Annotated in this window: 13 protein-coding genes; 7 read left to right on the top strand and 6 right to left on the bottom strand. The window is 65.6% G+C overall.

Features of this window, described 5'->3' with window-relative positions:
• The first annotated feature begins 12 nt into the window (after window positions 1–12).
• Window positions 13–1,746 carry a hypothetical protein gene (locus tag PspR32_RS10990; RefSeq protein WP_159388468.1) on the top strand — a complete coding sequence of 578 codons (1,734 nt, stop codon included), beginning with the start codon at window positions 13–15 and terminating at the stop codon, window positions 1,744–1,746.
• Window positions 1,743–3,029 (top strand): hypothetical protein, encoded by a 1,287-nt coding sequence (locus PspR32_RS10985; protein WP_010221801.1) that lies wholly within the window; start codon window positions 1,743–1,745, stop codon window positions 3,027–3,029. The genes PspR32_RS10990 and PspR32_RS10985 overlap by 4 nt, the downstream gene beginning before the upstream one ends.
• Before the next feature lie 89 nt (window positions 3,030–3,118).
• On the opposite strand, the gene PspR32_RS10980 is transcribed toward PspR32_RS10985, so the two are convergent.
• A complete protein-coding gene (locus PspR32_RS10980; RefSeq protein ID WP_010221800.1) occupies window positions 3,119–3,739 on the bottom strand; it encodes a TetR/AcrR family transcriptional regulator in 621 nt (206 codons plus the stop codon).
• Between the two features lie 159 nt (window positions 3,740–3,898).
• Here PspR32_RS10980 and dkgB point away from each other — a divergent pair, with 159 nt between their 5' ends.
• The 3 genes from dkgB (at window position 3,899) to PspR32_RS10965 (ending at window position 6,816) form a co-directional block, all read left to right on the top strand.
• Window positions 3,899–4,702, top strand: coding sequence for a 2,5-didehydrogluconate reductase DkgB (dkgB, locus tag PspR32_RS10975; protein ID WP_159388467.1), 804 nt, complete (start codon window positions 3,899–3,901; stop codon window positions 4,700–4,702).
• A gap of 143 nt (window positions 4,703–4,845) precedes the next feature.
• Window positions 4,846–6,276, top strand: coding sequence for a MocR-like pyridoxine biosynthesis transcription factor PdxR (pdxR, locus tag PspR32_RS10970; RefSeq protein WP_159388466.1), 1,431 nt, complete (start codon window positions 4,846–4,848; stop codon window positions 6,274–6,276).
• A 102-nt stretch (window positions 6,277–6,378) separates the two neighbouring features.
• The gene (locus tag PspR32_RS10965) at window positions 6,379–6,816 is read left to right on the top strand and encodes a carboxymuconolactone decarboxylase family protein (RefSeq protein ID WP_010221797.1); all 438 of its coding nucleotides are present in this window, start codon (window positions 6,379–6,381) and stop codon (window positions 6,814–6,816) included.
• Between the two features lie 36 nt (window positions 6,817–6,852).
• On the opposite strand, the gene PspR32_RS10960 is transcribed toward PspR32_RS10965, so the two are convergent.
• From PspR32_RS10960 to PspR32_RS10950, 3 genes are all read right to left on the bottom strand, one after another.
• On the bottom strand, window positions 6,853–8,283 hold the full coding sequence (locus PspR32_RS10960; RefSeq protein ID WP_010221796.1) for a short-chain fatty acid transporter: 1,431 nt from the start codon (window positions 8,281–8,283) through the stop codon (window positions 6,853–6,855).
• Window positions 8,284–8,426: 143 nt separating this feature from the next.
• On the bottom strand, window positions 8,427–9,083 hold the full coding sequence (locus PspR32_RS10955; RefSeq protein WP_010221795.1) for a CoA transferase subunit B: 657 nt from the start codon (window positions 9,081–9,083) through the stop codon (window positions 8,427–8,429).
• Between the two features lie 29 nt (window positions 9,084–9,112).
• On the bottom strand, window positions 9,113–9,811 hold the full coding sequence (locus PspR32_RS10950) for a CoA transferase subunit A (protein ID WP_010221794.1): 699 nt from the start codon (window positions 9,809–9,811) through the stop codon (window positions 9,113–9,115).
• 137 nt (window positions 9,812–9,948) lie between these two features.
• Here PspR32_RS10950 and PspR32_RS10945 point away from each other — a divergent pair, with 137 nt between their 5' ends.
• Window positions 9,949–10,854 (top strand): LysR family transcriptional regulator, encoded by a 906-nt coding sequence (locus PspR32_RS10945; RefSeq protein ID WP_010221793.1) that lies wholly within the window; start codon window positions 9,949–9,951, stop codon window positions 10,852–10,854.
• Entirely contained in the window at window positions 10,842–11,669 is an 828-nt protein-coding gene (locus tag PspR32_RS10940; RefSeq protein WP_010221792.1) for an aldo/keto reductase, read from the top strand. Before PspR32_RS10945 ends, PspR32_RS10940 begins: the two co-directional genes overlap by 13 nt.
• Window positions 11,670–11,759: 90 nt before the next feature.
• Here the strand turns inward: PspR32_RS10940 and PspR32_RS10935 are convergent, their stop codons facing one another.
• Window positions 11,760–14,864, bottom strand: a complete 3,105-nt coding sequence (locus tag PspR32_RS10935; protein ID WP_198421656.1) for an error-prone DNA polymerase — start codon at window positions 14,862–14,864, stop codon at window positions 11,760–11,762.
• Window positions 14,840–16,255, bottom strand: coding sequence for a Y-family DNA polymerase (locus PspR32_RS10930; protein ID WP_159388464.1), 1,416 nt, complete (start codon window positions 16,253–16,255; stop codon window positions 14,840–14,842). The genes PspR32_RS10935 and PspR32_RS10930 overlap by 25 nt, the downstream gene beginning before the upstream one ends.
• Between the last annotated feature and the right edge of the window lies 1 nt (window position 16,256).

Genomic DNA, 16,256 nt, shown 5'->3' with positions numbered 1-16,256 from the left:
GGAGCGTTGCCCATGGTCGTGAAAGCCAATAGCCAGACCTTCACCATCCTCGCCCAGGATCCTGCAGTGCGTAATGCCCGCGGCGAGCTGCTGTTCGCCCGGGTCAGCGTGCCGCGGGAAAGCCTCGGCCTGGGGCCCACCGGCTACCGCCTGAAGGTGGTCGACTTCGATGCCTCGCGCAACCAGCTGTATCACGCCCATGCCTACCAGCAGGACGCGGCCAGCGGCTGCATGATCGACCCCTTCGACCCGCCCGGCGAAGCGCTGCTGGGCAATCCGGCGTTCCATTGCCAGCACGTTTATGCGGTGGTCATGCGCACCCTGGCGCGTTTCGAGATGGCCCTCGGGCGCCGGGTTGGCTGGGGCTTCGACGGCCATCAGCTGCACGTGGTGCCGCATGCCTTCGTCGAAGCCAACGCCTTTTACTCACGGGCTGACCGGGCGCTGATGTTCGGTTACTTCAAAGGCCTGGACGGCCAGCATGTGTTCACCTGCCTGTCCCACGACATCGTCGCCCACGAAGCCACTCACGCGATTCTCGACGGCTTGCGCGGCGGCTTCATGAACGCCTCGGGGCCGGACCAGGCGGCCTTCCACGAAGGCTTTGCCGATGTCGTGGCCCTGCTGTCGGTGTTCTCCCTGCGTGAAATCATCGAGTTCGCCCTGACCAATGGCGGGCGCATCGAACTGACCGTGCAGGGCGACCGGCGCCTGCTCAATGGCGATCAGCTGAGCCCGCAGAACCTCGCCGAATCGCTGCTGTTCGGTATCGGCGAAGAGTTCGGCCAGCAGCTCGAAGGCCTGCGTGCCAATGCCCTGCGCCGCTCGGTGATGCTGCCGCCGTCGACCGATTACCTTAGCGGCGAGCAGTTTGCCGAGGCCCACAACCGTGGCGAAATCTTCGCCGCCGCCATGCTGCGCAGCATGCTCGCCCTGTGGGTGGCGCGCCTGGGCGAGCTGGGCAATTTTGGCGACAACCTGTACAACCTGCGCGAAGTGGTCGCGGAAGGCGCCAAGGCCGCCGACCAGTTGCTGACCATCGCCATCCGCGCCCTGGACTATTGCCCGCCGCTGGACCTGGAGTTCGGCGACTACCTGGCCGCCCTGCTCACCGTCGATGCCCAGGTGACTCCGGATGATTCGCGCTACGACTACCGGTTGATCATCCGCACCACCTTCGAAGCCTTCGGTATTGTCCCGCCAGCGGCGCGCACCGACAGCGACGGCTGCTGGCATGGCTTTGCCGACAACGGCCAGGTGCAGTACCGCAACAGCCACTTCGACTCGATGCTGCGCGACGACGAAGAGGTGTTCCGCTTTCTCTGGGAGAACCGTGCGGTGCTGGGCATCGATGAGCGGGCCTACACCCAGGTGGTGTCGGTGCGCCCGAGCATCCGCCTGGGCACCGACGGCCTGCTGCTGCGCGAGAGCGTTTGCGAATACATCATGAAGGCCAACATCTTTGGCGCCGAGCTCAAGAGCGTGTGCAACATCAGTCCGCGCCCGGCCTGGATCAAGACCACCGACGCCCTTACCGTCTACGGCGCCGGCACGCTGATTTTCGATCAATACGGGCGCATCAAGTACCACGTCCAGCGCCCGCTCAATGACGGCCAGTGGCAGTTGCGCCGCTTGAGCTACCTGGCGGGCCTGGACAACGGCGAGCTGGACCTGCGCAACCCGCTGGCCCAACTGCACCGCCAGCGTGCCTGGCAGGTGGGACCGCTGCGCGAGGAGCAAGCATGAGCCCGACCAGCCTGACCCTCTATGCCTACCAGGTTGGTTTTGGCGACTGCTTCCTGCTGCGCTTCAACTACCCCGGCGCAGTGCGCCGCCATGTGCTGATCGACTTCGGTTCCATGGGCATGCCCAAGGGTGTCGCCCAGGGCCAGCGCCTGCTGGCCATTGCCGAGGACATCAAAGCCAAGTGCGCGGGCAAGCTCGATGCGGTGGTCGCGACTCACCGGCATGCCGACCATATCAGCGGCTTTGCCACCAACCGCGCCGGCACCGCCAGCGGTGATGTGATCCGCAGCCTGGCGCCGGAGCTGGTGCTGCAACCCTGGACCGAACAGCTTGAGCTGGCTGAAGACGCCAGCGCCCCCGAACAACCCGGCCTGCTCGGCGCACGCAGCATGGCCCAGACCCTCAAGAGCATGAATGCCCTGGCCAGCGCCGTGGTCAAGCTGCTCGATCAGGGCAAGCACGGGCTGTCCGAGGAGCTGACCCGGCGCCTGGGGTTTATCGGCGAAGACAACATCTCCAACGCCAGCGCGGTCAACAACCTGGCGAGCATGGGCACCCGCAACGCTTATGCGTTTTTCGGCAGTGAGGACGTCCTGGCCGAGCTGCTGCCCGGCGTACGCACACACATTCTCGGCCCGCCCACGGTCGAGCAGAGCGCCTCGATCCGCAAGCAGCGCAGCCGTGACCCGGCCGAGTTCTGGCACCTGCACCGGCAACTGCTCGATGCCCAGGTCAACCCGCCGGACGACGATCCGGGGCCCTTTGCCGACTACCCGGCGATGCGTGGCAGCAAACTGCCCATGAGCAGCCGCTGGATCGCCCGACGGGTGCGCGAAGCCCGTGGCGAGCAACTGCTGCAGATCGTCACTGCGCTGGACAAGCAAATGAACAACACCAGCCTGATCCTGCTGTTCGAAGTGGCGGGCAAGAAGCTGCTGTTCCCGGGCGATGCGCAGATCGAGAACTGGAGTTATGCCTTGAGCCACCCGGACATTCGCCAGCTGCTGGCGGATGTCGACCTGTACAAGGTCGGCCACCATGGCAGCCTCAATGCCACGCCAAAAAGCCTCTGGGGCGGTTTCAACAAACGGGGCAAGGCCGGGACGGCGCAGCGTTTGACCAGTGTGTTGTCGACCATGCCCGGCAAGCATGGCAACCCCGAGGCTGGCACCGAGGTGCCGCGGCGGCCGTTGCTGGAGGCGCTGGGCAAGGAGAGTGAGTTGCACAGTACCGATGGGTTGGAACCGGGAGCCTTGTATGAGGAGCTGGAGTTCAGCTTCTGACGGTCAGGGCCCTATCGCTGGCAAGCCAGCTCCCACAAGATCAGCATCCACAGTACCTGTGGGAGCTGGCTTGCCAGCGATGCTTTTGATCAGGGCTCCAACCCGATACCCCTGAGGATCACACTGGTCACCGTCTGCACCGCCCGCTCGAACTGCAGCTCCGACAAGGGCTGGTGGTCATTGAGCAGCCCCACCTGGTGGCTGAAATCCGCATAGTGCTGGGTCGAGGCCCAGATCATGTACAGCAAGCCCGATGGCTCCACCGGCAGGATTCGCCCATCCTCGATCCACTGGCGGATCTTCGCCTCCTTCATCTTCGCCCAGTCGTACAGCGGGTCATCCAGTGCTGCGCCAAGGTTCGGCGCGCCATGGATGATCTCGTTGGCCCAGACCTTGGAGCCATGGGGCCGGGTGCGCGAATGGTTCATCTTGGCGCGGATGTAACTGCTCAGCACAATGCGTGGATCGTCGTACAGCTCGAAGCACAGGGCATCCTGCTTCCACACATCGAGCAGGCCGAACAGCACCGCCTGGTACAGTTCGGCCTTGGTGCTGAAGTAATAGTGTACGTTGCTGCGCGGCAGGTCGGCGGCCTCGGCGATGTCGGCCATGGCCGTGCCGGCGAAGCCTTTTTCAGCAAAGACCTTTTCGGCGGCAAGAAGAATGTTGTCAACGTTGCGTTGACGAATGCTGAGCTTGTGCTGGGCCATGGGCGAATCCGCTGCGACTGACCCTGCAAGGCTACCACTGCCGGGGCATTCGTGCGCTGCAGGCAAAAAGGTTGTGCCGCGATGGGCATTTTTCTGCGTGTGCACAGTCGCAATACTGCACGCCTTGTTTATCAACGCCCGCACTGAAGGAACCCGCTAATGACTATTCCCGCCCTCGGCCTCGGCACCTTTCGTCTCAAGGATCAGGTGGTAATCGATTCGGTGGCCACCGCCCTGGAGCTCGGTTACCGCGCCGTCGATACCGCGCAGATCTACGGCAACGAAGCCGAAGTCGGCCAGGCCGTGGCCGCCAGCGGCATCGGCCGTGACCAGCTGTTCATCACCAGCAAGATCTGGACCGAGAGCCTGGCCGCCGACAAGCTGATCCCCAGCCTCAAGGACAGCCTGGGCAAGCTGCGCAGCGACTACCTGGACCTGACCCTGATCCACTGGCCATCGCCCAAGGGCGCAGTGCCCGTCAGCGAATTCATGGGCGCCCTGGCCGAAGCTCAAAAACAGGGCCTGACCCGGCAGATCGGGGTGTCCAACTTCACCATCGACCTGCTGCGCCAGGCCATCGAGGTGGTCGGCAAAGACGCCATCGCCACCAACCAGATCGAGCTGCATCCATACCTGCAGAACCGCACGCTGGTGGACTTCATGCACAGTCAGGGCATTGCCGTGACCTCGTACATGACCCTGGGCTACGGCAAGGTCCTGCAAGACCCGGTGATCCAGCAGATCGCCGCGCAACACCGTGCCACCCCGGCGCAGGTGACCCTGGCCTGGGCCATGCAGCTGGGCTATGCGGTGATCCCGTCCTCGACCCGGCGCGAGAACCTGGCCGGCAACCTCAAGGCCCGCGAGCTCAAGCTGAGCGATGAGGACATGGGCAAAATCGCCGCCCTCGACAGCGGCCTGCGCCTGACCAGCCCCGAGGGCCTGGCGCCGGCCTGGGATTAACCGCGGTCGGTGCAGACCCGGGCCAGTTTCAGGTACTGCAGGTTGTGTTGCTGGCCGCGGGCATTGGCGTTGCGCCGGGGGCTCTACGGCGCCGAATCAGGTAACCTGAGCAGCAGACAAACGCCTGCGGACGCCCCCCCACCATGGAACTCCATATCAGCCTGCAAGGCCGCAAGGGCCTGGCCGAGCAGCTTTACCAGCAGTTGCGCGACGGCATCGACAGCGGCCGCCTGGCCGCCGGCACACAACTGCCGCCCAGCCGCCTGCTGGCCGAACAACTGGGGGTGTCACGCAAGACCGTGGCCGAAGCCTATTCGCGCCTGACCTATGACAACCTGCTCTGCGGCCAGGTGGGCAAAGGCACCTTCATCACCCCGGCCACGACCCGCAGCCCCTCGCCTATCGCCAGCATCCCCCTGGCCAGCGCCACGACCCTGGCCAAATGGCGAGCCCGCGCCAACCCGCTGGCGGACCTCAAACTGCCCACCCTGCGCTACGACTTCATCGGCGGCGCCTCAAGCAAGGTGCAGTTCCCCTTCGATGACTGGCGCCGCTGCAGCCAGTACGCCCTGCGCCAGATCCGCCACAGCAGCGCCCGCTACAGCGCCCATCAGGGCCTGCCAGAGTTGCGCGAGGCGATTGCCCGGCATATCGCCTTTGCTCGCGGCGTGCGCTGCAGCAGCCAGGATGTGCTGGTGTGCAACGGTGCCCAGCAAGCCCTGGACCTGATCGCCCGGGTGCTGATCGAGCCCGGTTGCCAGGTGGCCATGGAGGACCCCGGCTACACCCCGGCACGCCAGTTGTTTCTGGCCCAGGGTGCCGAACTGCAGTGCGTGCCGGTCGACGCCGAGGGCATGTGCGTCGAGCAGATCGCCCAAGGCACGCGGCTGATCTATGTCACCCCGTCACACCAGTTCCCGCTGGGCATGCCGATGAGTCCGGCGCGGCGCCAGGCCCTGCTGGAGCGCGCGGCACAGCTTGGCGCGATCATCATCGAGGACGACTACGACAGCGAGTTTCGCTATGAAGGGCGGCCCACCGACTCGTTGCAAAGCCTCGACCGTCATGGCCTGGTGGCCTATGTCGGGACCTTCTCCAAGACCCTGCTGCCAGAACTGCGCCTGGGTTACTGCATCGCCCCTCAAGCGCTGCGCGAAGCGCTTTGCATTGCCAAGCAACTGACCGACTGGCACACCCCGACCCTCAACCAATGGGCCCTGGCGCAGTTCATCAGCGAAGGCTCGTTGCAAAAGCACATCCGCCGTGTGCACGAGGTCTATGCCGCGCGCCGCGAACGCGTCCTGGCACGTCTGTACGGCGACCTGGCGCCGTGGTTCGAGGTGGTGCCGGCCACTGCCGGTTATCACCTGAGCGCCCTGGCCAAGGGGGATCTGGATGTGGAATTTCTCATCAGCATGGCACGCAAGGTCGAGGTCGGCCTGTATTCACTGGCGCCCTTCCATGCCCGGGTACCGGTGCGCCAGGGCTTGTTGCTGGGCTTTGGCGCCATTGATCGGCTGGACATCGACCCGGCCCTGGACCGGTTGCGCGACGTCCTCGAGGCCCTGGGCTGATTGGCCTCCTGACAAAGGGCAAAATTGGCTATTCGAGCTGGCCCGGCCAGGCGCTAAGGTAGCGCCATCACCGCCTGTCGCGGACCTTACCGGAGAGCAACAATGAGCAACCGTATCGAATGGGCCAAACACGCCCCTGAGGCTTACAAGGCGATGGTCGGCCTGGAAATGGCCTTGGGCAAGTCGGGTCTTGAGAACTCGCTGCTGGAGCTGGTGCGCCTGCGCGCCTCGCAGATCAACGGCTGCGCCTACTGCGTCAACCTGCACGCCAACGATGCCCGCAACAGCGGCGAAAGCGAAGCACGCCTGCAGACCCTGAGCGTCTGGGACGAGACCGAATTCTTCACCCCGCGCGAACGGGCAGCGCTGGCCTGGGTCGAAAGCCTGACCCGCCTGCCCGACCAGCGCGCCCCGGAGCACCAGTACCGCGCCCTGCTCGAGCACTTCAGCGAAGCCGAAGTGGTCAACCTGACCCTGGCCATCGCCACCATCAACGCCTGGAACCGCTTTGGCGTCGGCTTTGCAATGATCCCAAGCTGATCTGTGTTTGGACACAGACTGTGGGAGCGGGCTCAATCAACCCGCCGGGGTCGGCATCACCGGCGGCGTGTACTGCAAGGTAGTGCCGAGGATCCACAGCAGGAACAGCACCAGCGGCACGTGCACCAGCAACTGCACGAACGAGAAGCCGATCAGGTCGCGGGCCTTGAGCCCCAGCACGCCCAACAGCGGCAGCATGTAGAACGGGTTGATCAGGTTCGGCAGCGCCTCGGCGGCGTTGTAGATCTGCACCGCCCAGCCCAGGTGGTACTGCAGGTCATTGGCCACCAGCATCACGTAGGGCGCTTCGATGATCCACTTGCCGCCACCCGACGGGATGAAGAACCCCAGCACAGCCGAGTACACGCCCATCAACAAGGCGTAGGTATCGTGGGTGGCGATCTGTACGAAGAAGGTCGAGATGTGGTGCGCCAGGCTTTGTGCATCGGCGCCCTGGACCTGGGTCAGGATCGCCGCGATCGAGCCGTACAGCGGGAACTGGATCAGCACCCCGGTGGTGGTCGGCACCGCCCGGGCCACTGCGTCGAGAAAGCTGCGCGGACGCCAGTGCAGCAAGGCGCCGGTCATGATGAACAGCAGGTTGTAAGTGTTCAGCCCGGAAATCGCAGTGATCGCAGGTTTGCTCGAGAATTCGTTGTACAGCCAGCCGGCTGCCAGCGCCACCAGCAACAGGATCAGGATCGGGCTGTATTCCAGCCACTCGCCCGGGCGGGTCCGCTGGGGCGGCGGCGGCGCCGAGAAGCTCGGGTCGACGCCACAGGCCTCGGCGCTGCGGGCGCTGCCCGGGCCGGGTGCGGTGGCATAGGCCACGACCAGCGAGACCACCACCAGGGCGGCGAGCATCACCCCCGATTGCCAGAGGAAGATGGTTTCGGTGAACGGGATCACCCCGGTGATCGCCAGGATCGATGGCGGCAGGCTGGCCGGGTTGGCCTGCAATTGCGCGGCCGAAGACGACAAGCCCAGGGCCCAGACCGCGCCCAGGCCCAGATAGGCGGCTGCACCGGCAGCACGGTAGTCCATGTTCAAATCGCTGCGGCGCGCCAGGGCACGGACCAGCAGGCCGCCGAACACCAGCGACAGGCCCCAGTTGAGCAAGGACGCGACCATCGAGATCAGCGCCACCCAGCACACCGCCGAGCGACCGTTCTTGGGAATTCGCGCCAGGCGGTCGATGAGCCTGACCGCAGGCGGCGAACTGGCCACCACATAACCACCGATGACCACGAAGGCCATTTGCATGGTGAACGGGATCAAGCTCCAGAAGCCGTCACCGAAGGCCTTGGCAGTGTCGGTGGGCTTGGCGCCCATGGCGATGGCGGCGACCGCTACCAGCACCACGGCCAGCGCGGCGAACACCCAGGAGTCGGGGAACCAGCGTTCGGCCCAGTTCGAACAACGCAGGGCAAAGCGGGCGGAGCGGCTGTCTTGAATATCAGCGGCCACGGAAATTTCCTTTTATTGGCTTTATCGAAACGGCACAAGGCCCCATCGCTGGCAAACCACCCCCCACACGGTCGTCTCTACACCGAACCTGTGGGAGCTGGCTTGCCAGCGATGAGGCCAGCAAGGTCTACACGAAACTCAAATCAGAAGGTCATCTCTTTGACATCGTCCGCCACAATCAACTTGCCAGCGGTCTTCTCGATGATCTCTTCAACCGACACCCCCGGCGCGGTTTCGCGCAGGATGAAGGCGCCGTTTTCGATCTCAAGGTAAGCCAGGTCGGTCAGCACCTTGCGGATGCAACCGGCACCGGTCAGCGGCAGGCTGCAGCGCGGCAGCAGCTTGGACTCACCGTCCTTGGAGGCGTGGGTCATGGTGACGATGATGTTGTCGGCACCGGCCACCAGGTCCATCGCCCCGCCCATGCCCTTGACCAGCTTGCCGGGGATCATCCACGAGGCGATGTTGCCTTCCACGTCCACTTCAAAGGCGCCGAGCACGGTGAGGTCGACGTGACCGCCGCGGATCATGGCGAAGGACTCGGCCGAGTTGAAGATCGAGGCGCCCGTGCGGGCGGTCACGGTCTGTTTGCCGGCGTTGATCATGTCGGCGTCCAGTTGCCCTTCGGTTGGGAATTCACCCATGCCGAGCAAGCCGTTTTCCGATTGCAGCATCACGTCCATATCGGTCGGGACGTAGTTGGCCACCAGGGTCGGGATGCCAATGCCGAGGTTGACGTAGTAGCCGTCCTTGAGTTCGCGGGCTACGCGTTGTGCCATTTGTTCGCGGGTAAGTGCCATGGTCAGGATCTCTTTATTGTTCTATCGGGTCAGGCTTTGACGGTGCGTTTTTCGATACGCTTCTCGAACGTGCCGACGATGACCCGGTCGACATAGATGCCCGGGGTATGGATTTCGCTCGGCAACAGCACGCCCGGCTCGACGATCTCTTCGACCTCGACCACGGTGATCTTGCCGGCGGTGGCGGCCAGCGGATTGAAGTTCTGCGCGGTGTTGCGGTACACCACGTTGCCGTAGTGGTCGGCCTTCCAGCCCTTGACGATGGCGAAGTCACCGGTGATGGCTTCTTCGAGGATGTACTTGCGGCCGTTGAACTCGCGCACTTCCTTGCCGTCGGCCACCGGGGTGCCGTAGCCGGTGGCGGTGAAGAAGGCCGGGATCCCGGCGCCGCCGGCGCGCATCTTCTCGGCCAGGGTGCCTTGCGGGGTGAGTTCCACTTCCAGCTCGCCGCTGAGCAGCTGGCGCTCGAACTCGGCGTTCTCGCCCACGTAGGAGGCGACCATCTTGCGGATCTGGTGGTCTTCGAGCAGCACGCCCAGGCCAAAGCCGTCGACACCGCAGTTGTTGGAGACCACGGTCAGGCCCTTGACACCACGGCGCTTGATTTCGCCGATGAGGTTTTCCGGGATGCCGCACAGGCCGAAACCCCCAGCCAGTACCGTCATGTTGTCGGTCAGGCCTTCAAGAGCCTGTTCATAGGTTGCTACGCGCTTGTCCAGTCCGGCCATGCTGATCCGCCTTTTGTAGTTGTTGATCCGACAGGGGTGTCGGCGAGCGTTTGCGCCATCTTCACCCCTGGGCACTTATTTGTTAATTTTGTTTTTATGATCGTTTAATAAATTTTCCAAAACAATAGTCCAGTCCGATGAACGTCAAACAGTTGCGCGCTTTCGTTACCGTCGCCAAGTACCAGAGCTTTGCCCAGGCGGGCGAACGCCTGCACCTGTCGCAGCCGGCCTTGAGCCTGACCATCAAGGCCCTGGAGGACAACCTCGGCGGCGCCCTGCTCAGCCGCACGACCCGCAGCGTCAGCCTGACCCCGGAGGGCGAAGTGTTGCTACCCCTGGCCCGGCAACTGCTGGCCGACTGGGACAACACCGAAGAGCTGCTGCGCCAGCGCTTTACCCTGCAGCTTGGACGGGTGGCGATTGCGGCCATGCCGGCCTTTGCCGGTAACCTGCTGCCAGCGGCGCTGAAGGTGTTTCGCCAGCGCTACCCACGGGTCAACGTCACCGTGCACGATGTGATCAACGAACAGGTGCTGGAGCTGGTCCGCCACCGACGCGTCGAACTGGGCATCGGTTTCGAGCCTGAAGCCAGCGAGCCACTGCGCTTCAAGCCGCTGTACCTGGACCGCTTCGTCGCCGTGGTACCGGCCGACTCGCCGCTGGCGCAACAGGCCCAGGTGAGCTGGCGCGAACTGCTGGCCGAAGACTTCATCGCCCTGCAACGCCCCTCGGCAGTGCGCTTGCTGCTCGAACAGCACCTGGCCGCCGAACACGGCAAGCTGGCGGTGGCGTTCGAAAGCCACCAACTGTCGACCATTGGCCGTATGGTTGCCAACGGCTTGGGCGTGAGTGCCGTGCCGGCGCTGTGCATCGGCCAGATGCAGGAGCTGGGCGCGCGTTGCGTGCCGCTGGTGGAGCCGAGTATCGAACGGCGCATTGGCGTCACGATGTTGGCCGACCATAAACTCTCGGCAGCGGCCCAGGCGCTGCTGGACGTATTGCTTGAACATATCCGCCCACAGGAGGTGACATGCGTACCGTGAAACTTGCCGAACACAACGTCCCGGCCATCGGCCAGGGCACCTGGTACATGGGCGAGGACCCGGGCCGGCAGCCCGCCGAAGTCGCCGCCTTGCAGCACGGCATCGAGCTGGGCCTGAGCCTGATCGACACGGCCGAGATGTACGCCGAAGGGGGTGCGGAAAAGGTCGTCGGCAAGGCCATTGCCGGGCGCCGCGACAACGTGTTTCTGGTCAGCAAGGTGTACCCGCACAACGCCAGCCTCAAGGGTATTCCGGCAGCTTGCGAACGTAGCTTGCAACGCCTTGGCACCGATCATATCGACCTGTACCTGCTGCACTGGCGCGGCCAGTACCCGTTGACGGAAACCGTCGAAGCCTTCGAGCGCTTGCGCGTCGAGGGCAAGATCGGCCGTTGGGGGGTGTCCAACTTCGATGTCGATGACCTGCGCGAGCTGTATCAGGTGAGCCGCGATTGCGCCGTCAACCAGGTGCTGTACAACCCGGCCCAGCGCGGCATCGAATACGACCTGCTGCCCTGGAGCCACAAGCGCCAGCTGCCGACCATGGCCTACTGCCCGCTGGCCCAGGCCGGTCGCTTGCTCAAGCACCCGACCCTGGCCGAGATTGCCGAGCGCCATGGCGCAACGCCGGCGCAGGTGAGCCTGGCCTGGGTGATTCGCCAGGACGGCGTGATCGCCATTCCCAAGGCGGTGAACCTTGAGCATGTGCGCCTGAACGCGGCGGCGGCTAACCTGGTACTCAGCCATGAAGACTTGCGGGCGATAGACCGGGCCTTTGCGCCGCCGACGCGCAAGCAGCATCTGTCGATGGTTTGAGGCGTTTCTGAGGGCCTCATCGCTGGCAAGCCAGCTCCCCACCGATCCCCTGTGGGGCGTTGCCGGCGATGGGCTGCGTAGCAGCCCCAATCAATGGAAATCCCGGCTCCGCACATCCAGCCCCTGCAACAGCGGACTCAGATCCTCCAGGCGCTGGGCAATCAGATGCCGCACCCCGCTCTCGCACTCCAGCCGCCCAGTCACCCGCATCAGTTGCGAGCCCACCAGCACCCGGCGCTGACGCTCGGCCAGGTCGCGCCAGACCACCACGTTGACATTACCGAACTCGTCTTCAAGGGTGACGAAAGTCACCCCGCTGGCCGTCCCCGGCCGCTGACGCCCGGTCACCAGCCCCGCCACGCTGACCCGGTCGCCGTGCCCAGCCTGCTCCAGCGCCTGCGCACTGCGACAGCCCAGGGCCGTGAGGCGGCGGCGCAACAAGGTCAGCGGGTGCGGGCCGAGGGTGGTGCCGACACTGGCGTAGTCGGCGAACATGTCCTCGCTCAGCGACGGCTGCGGTAAATCCACCGGGGCTTCCAGCGGTGCCTCGATGCCGGCGAACAACGGCAGTTGCGCCTGCACCGCCGCCACGCTCCAGCGCGCCCGGTAGCGGTCGCTGGCCAGGCCACGCAAGGCCCCGGCATCGGCCAGCAGCTCACGGGCGCGGGCATCCAGGCGTGCCCGTTGGCACAGGTCACTGACATCGCGCCAGCCGCGCTCGGCCCGGGCCTGCTCGATACGCTGGGCATCCTGCTGACGAAAGCCGCGCACCTGGCGCAGGCCCAGGCGAATGGCCAGGGCCTGCCCTGCCCCCGGCTCCAGGCTGCAGTCCCAGTCGCTGTGGCAGACATCCACCGGGCGGATCTCGATGCGGTGACGGCGGGCGTCCTGCAAGATCTGGTCGGGGCTGTAGAAGCCCATGGGCCAGCTGTTGATCAGCGCGCAGGCAAAGATCGCCGGCTCGTGGCACTTGAGCCAGCAGCTGGCGTAGGTCAGCAAGGCGAAGCTGGCGGCGTGGGATTCAGGAAAGCCATAACTGCCAAAGCCCTTGATCTGCTCGAAGATACGCTCGGCAAACTCTGCGCTGTAGCCGTTGTCGAGCATGCCCCGGGTCAACCGCTCGCGGTGCGGCTCAAGGCCGCCGTGGCGCTTCCAGGCGGCCATGGCCCGGCGCAACTGGTCGGCCTCGCCCGCCGAGTAACCACCGGCGACCATCGCCAGCTCCATCACCTGCTCTTGGAACAACGGCACGCCGAGGGTGCGCTCGAAGACCTTCTGCAAGGCTTCGGACGGATAGTTCACCGGCTCAAGGCCCTGGCGCCTGCGCAGGTACGGGTGAACCATGTCGCCCTGGATCGGCCCGGGGCGAACGATCGCCACCTCGATCACCAGGTCGTAGAAGTTCTTCGGCTTGAGCCGCGGCAGCATGGCCATCTGCGCCCGCGACTCGATCTGGAACACGCCGACGGTGTCGGCGCGGCCGATCATTTCGTAGGTTGCCGTGCAGTCGGCCGGAATGCTGGCCAGGGTCAGCTGGCGGCCACGGTGGCGATACAGCAGGTCGAAACAGCGGCGCAAGGCGCTGAGCATGCCCAGGGCGAGGATATCGACCTTGAGCAGGCCGACCAGGTCGAGGTCGTCCTTGTCCCACTGGATCACCGTGCGATCTTCCATGGCGGCGTTTTCCACCGGCACCAGGCTGTCCAGCGGCTGCTCGGAAATCACGAAACCGCCCGGGTGCTGGGACAGGTGTCGGGGAAAGCCGATCAGCTCGCCGGTCAACGCCAATACCCGGCGCAGCAGCGGGCTGTCGGGGTCGAAACCGGCTTCGCGCAGTTGCTCGGGCGGCGGCAAGCGGTCGCTCCAGCGCCCGCAGCAATCGGCCAGGGCGTTGATCTGCTGCGCCGGCAAGCCCAGCACCCGGGCAATATCGCGCACCGCACCAGCGGCATGGTAGGTGCTGGCCACCGCGGTGAGCGCCGCGCGGTGGCGGCCATAGCGGCGGAACACATACTGCAGCACCTCTTCGCGGCGCTCGTGCTCGAAGTCGACGTCGATGTCCGGCGGCTCGTCGCGCTCGCGGGACAAGAAGCGCTCGAACAGCAGGTGGCTTTTCAACGGGTCCAGTTCGGTAATGCCGAGCACGTAACACACCACCGAGTTGGCCGCCGAGCCGCGCCCCTGGCAGAGAATGCCCTGGCCCCGGGCGAAGTTGACGATGTCATGGACGGTGAGGAAGTAGCTTTCGTAGTTGAGCTCGGCAATCAGTTCCAGCTCATGTTCAAGGGACTGGCGAGCCTTGTCGCCGATACCTTCGGGCCAACGCCAGCGCTGGCCCTGCTCGCACAGATGACGCAGCCAGGCGCTGGCCGTCTGGCCTTCAGGCACCAGTTCGCGGGGGTACTGATAGCGCAACTGGCCAAGGTCGAAACGGCACCGCGCGGCAATGCGCAGGCTTTCTTCAAGCAGGGCTTGCGGATACAGCTCGGCCAGTTGCGCCAGCGGGCGCAGGTGCCGCTCGCCATTGGCGAACAGGCGCTGCCCGGCCTCGGCAACGCTGCAGTGGTGGCGGATGGCGGTCATGCTGTCCTGCAGGGCACGGCGGCCACGGGCGTGCATGTGCACATCGCCGCTGGCCACGGCGGCGATGCCGAGGCTGGCGGCCAGGCCCAGCAGTTGTTGCAGGCGCCGCGGGTCATCCGGGCCACGGTGCAGCTCGACCGCCAGCCACAGCCGCAGGGCGAACACTTCGCGCAACCAGCGGCCGGTGGCCAGGTCATCCTCGGCGGCATCCGGCAGCCACAGCGCCAACAGGCCCTCCAGGGGCTTGTCGAAATCTTCGCGCAGCAACTGGTACTCGCCCTTCTTCGCCCGTCGCCGGCCCAAGGTGATGAGCTTGCACAGGTGCTGGTAACCGCTGAGGTTCTCCGCCAGCAGCACCAGCTTGGGGCCGTTGTGCAGGCGCACTTCGCTGCCGACGATCAGCGCCAGGCCCGTCGCCCTGGCCGCCTGCCAGGCGCGGACGATACCGGCCAGGGTGCACTCGTCGGTGATCGCCAGCGCCTGGTAGCCATGCTGGCGGGCGCGCTGGAACAGCTCCTGGGCACTGGAGGCGCCACGCTGGAAGCTGAAGTTGGACAGGCAGTGCAGCTCGGCATAACCCGGCGTGCTCATGCGAACCAGCCCTGCAGCCACAACGGGCCGTCTTCACCGAGGGTGCGGTAGGCCCAGCCCTGCAAGCCGCTGGCGGTACGCACCCGGTAGTAGTCGCGGCGCACATCGCCGCCGTCCCACCAGCCGGACTCAATGCGCTCGGCGCCGGTCAGCAACTGCACGCCGATGCCGGGCAAGGCCTGGGGCTCGACCAGCAGCCAGCCCGGACGCGGCGCACTCGACACTGGCGGCGCCTGACGCGGCCCGTTGCCGCTGTGCCAGGCGCATTCCGGGCGGTGATCGGCCTGGGCCGTGAGGCCGCGCACCGCCTCGTCGCCAAGCCGTGCACGCAGGCGTTCGCGCAGTTGCTCCCAGGGCTGGTTCTGCTGCGGGCGCGGGTCGAACAATTCGCTACGTTGCGGCACGAAGGCCGGCAGGTCTTCGGCCAGCAGGCGCAGGTTGCGCACCGGCGCGGCAATTTGCAGTTGCTCAAGGCGGCCACGGGCCAGTTCGAACAGCAGCGAAGGGTCGCGCTCGGCCGCCAGCAGGCCGACCGGCACACACGTATCGGGCCCTTCGGCATGTTCCAGGTGCAGGGCAAAACGCTGCACGCCACTGTCACGCCCGGCGAGGAAGGCGGCAAGGTCGTTGATCAAGCGGCGCAGGGGGAACAGCAAGGCCTGATGGGATTCGACATCGAAGTTCAGCTCCAGGCGCGCATCGAAACGGTCCGGCGGCACATAGAATCCCAAGGCCATGGGCCGCCGCCCGAGCAGGCGGTCCAGGTGCAGTTGCACCGGTGCGGCAAAGCGCCGGGCCAGGGCGTCACGAGGCAAGGCCAGGACCTGGCCGAGCTGGCGCAGGCCCATGCGGGCAAAGGCGCTGGCGGCCTCGGCGGGCAGGCCGACACGGTCGATGGGCATCTGCTCCAGCGCCACGCGGGTTTGCTGCGGGCACTCCAGGGCCAGGCCATCGTGAACATTGGCGAGCATGCGCGCCGCCACCGGGTTGCTGGCCAGGACAATACGGTGACGAAAGCCCAACGCCCGCAGCTCGGCGCGCAGCCGTGCCTCAAAGGCCGGCCAGGGCCCGAACAGGCCAAGGCTGGATTCGACTTCGAGCAACAGCACCCGCGGGTAATGCAGGCTGACCTGGGAGCTGAAGCGGTAGGCCCAGGCGGCCAGAAACTGCTGCAACTGCTCGATGGCCGCCGGGTCGTGCTCGACACAGGTAAAACTGCCGGCCAGGGCCTGGGCGGTGGTCAGCGACTGCCCGGCGCGCAGGCCCAAGGCGGCCGCCGGTGGATTGACCGCCTGCAAGACCCGGCGCTGGGCCGGGCCGCTGAGCAGCACCAGCGGCGTGTCGACGTCGTCGCGAGCACGCAGCACGGCGTCGAGTGCCAGCTGCGGCAGCAGGATACAGGCCCAGAGCATG

This window comes from Pseudomonas sp. R32, assembly GCF_009866705.1.
Classification (GTDB): domain Bacteria; phylum Pseudomonadota; class Gammaproteobacteria; order Pseudomonadales; family Pseudomonadaceae; genus Aquipseudomonas; species Aquipseudomonas donghuensis.
Note: the sequence above shows the minus strand (reverse complement) of the source record. Positions and strands in the feature narration are given on the sequence as shown.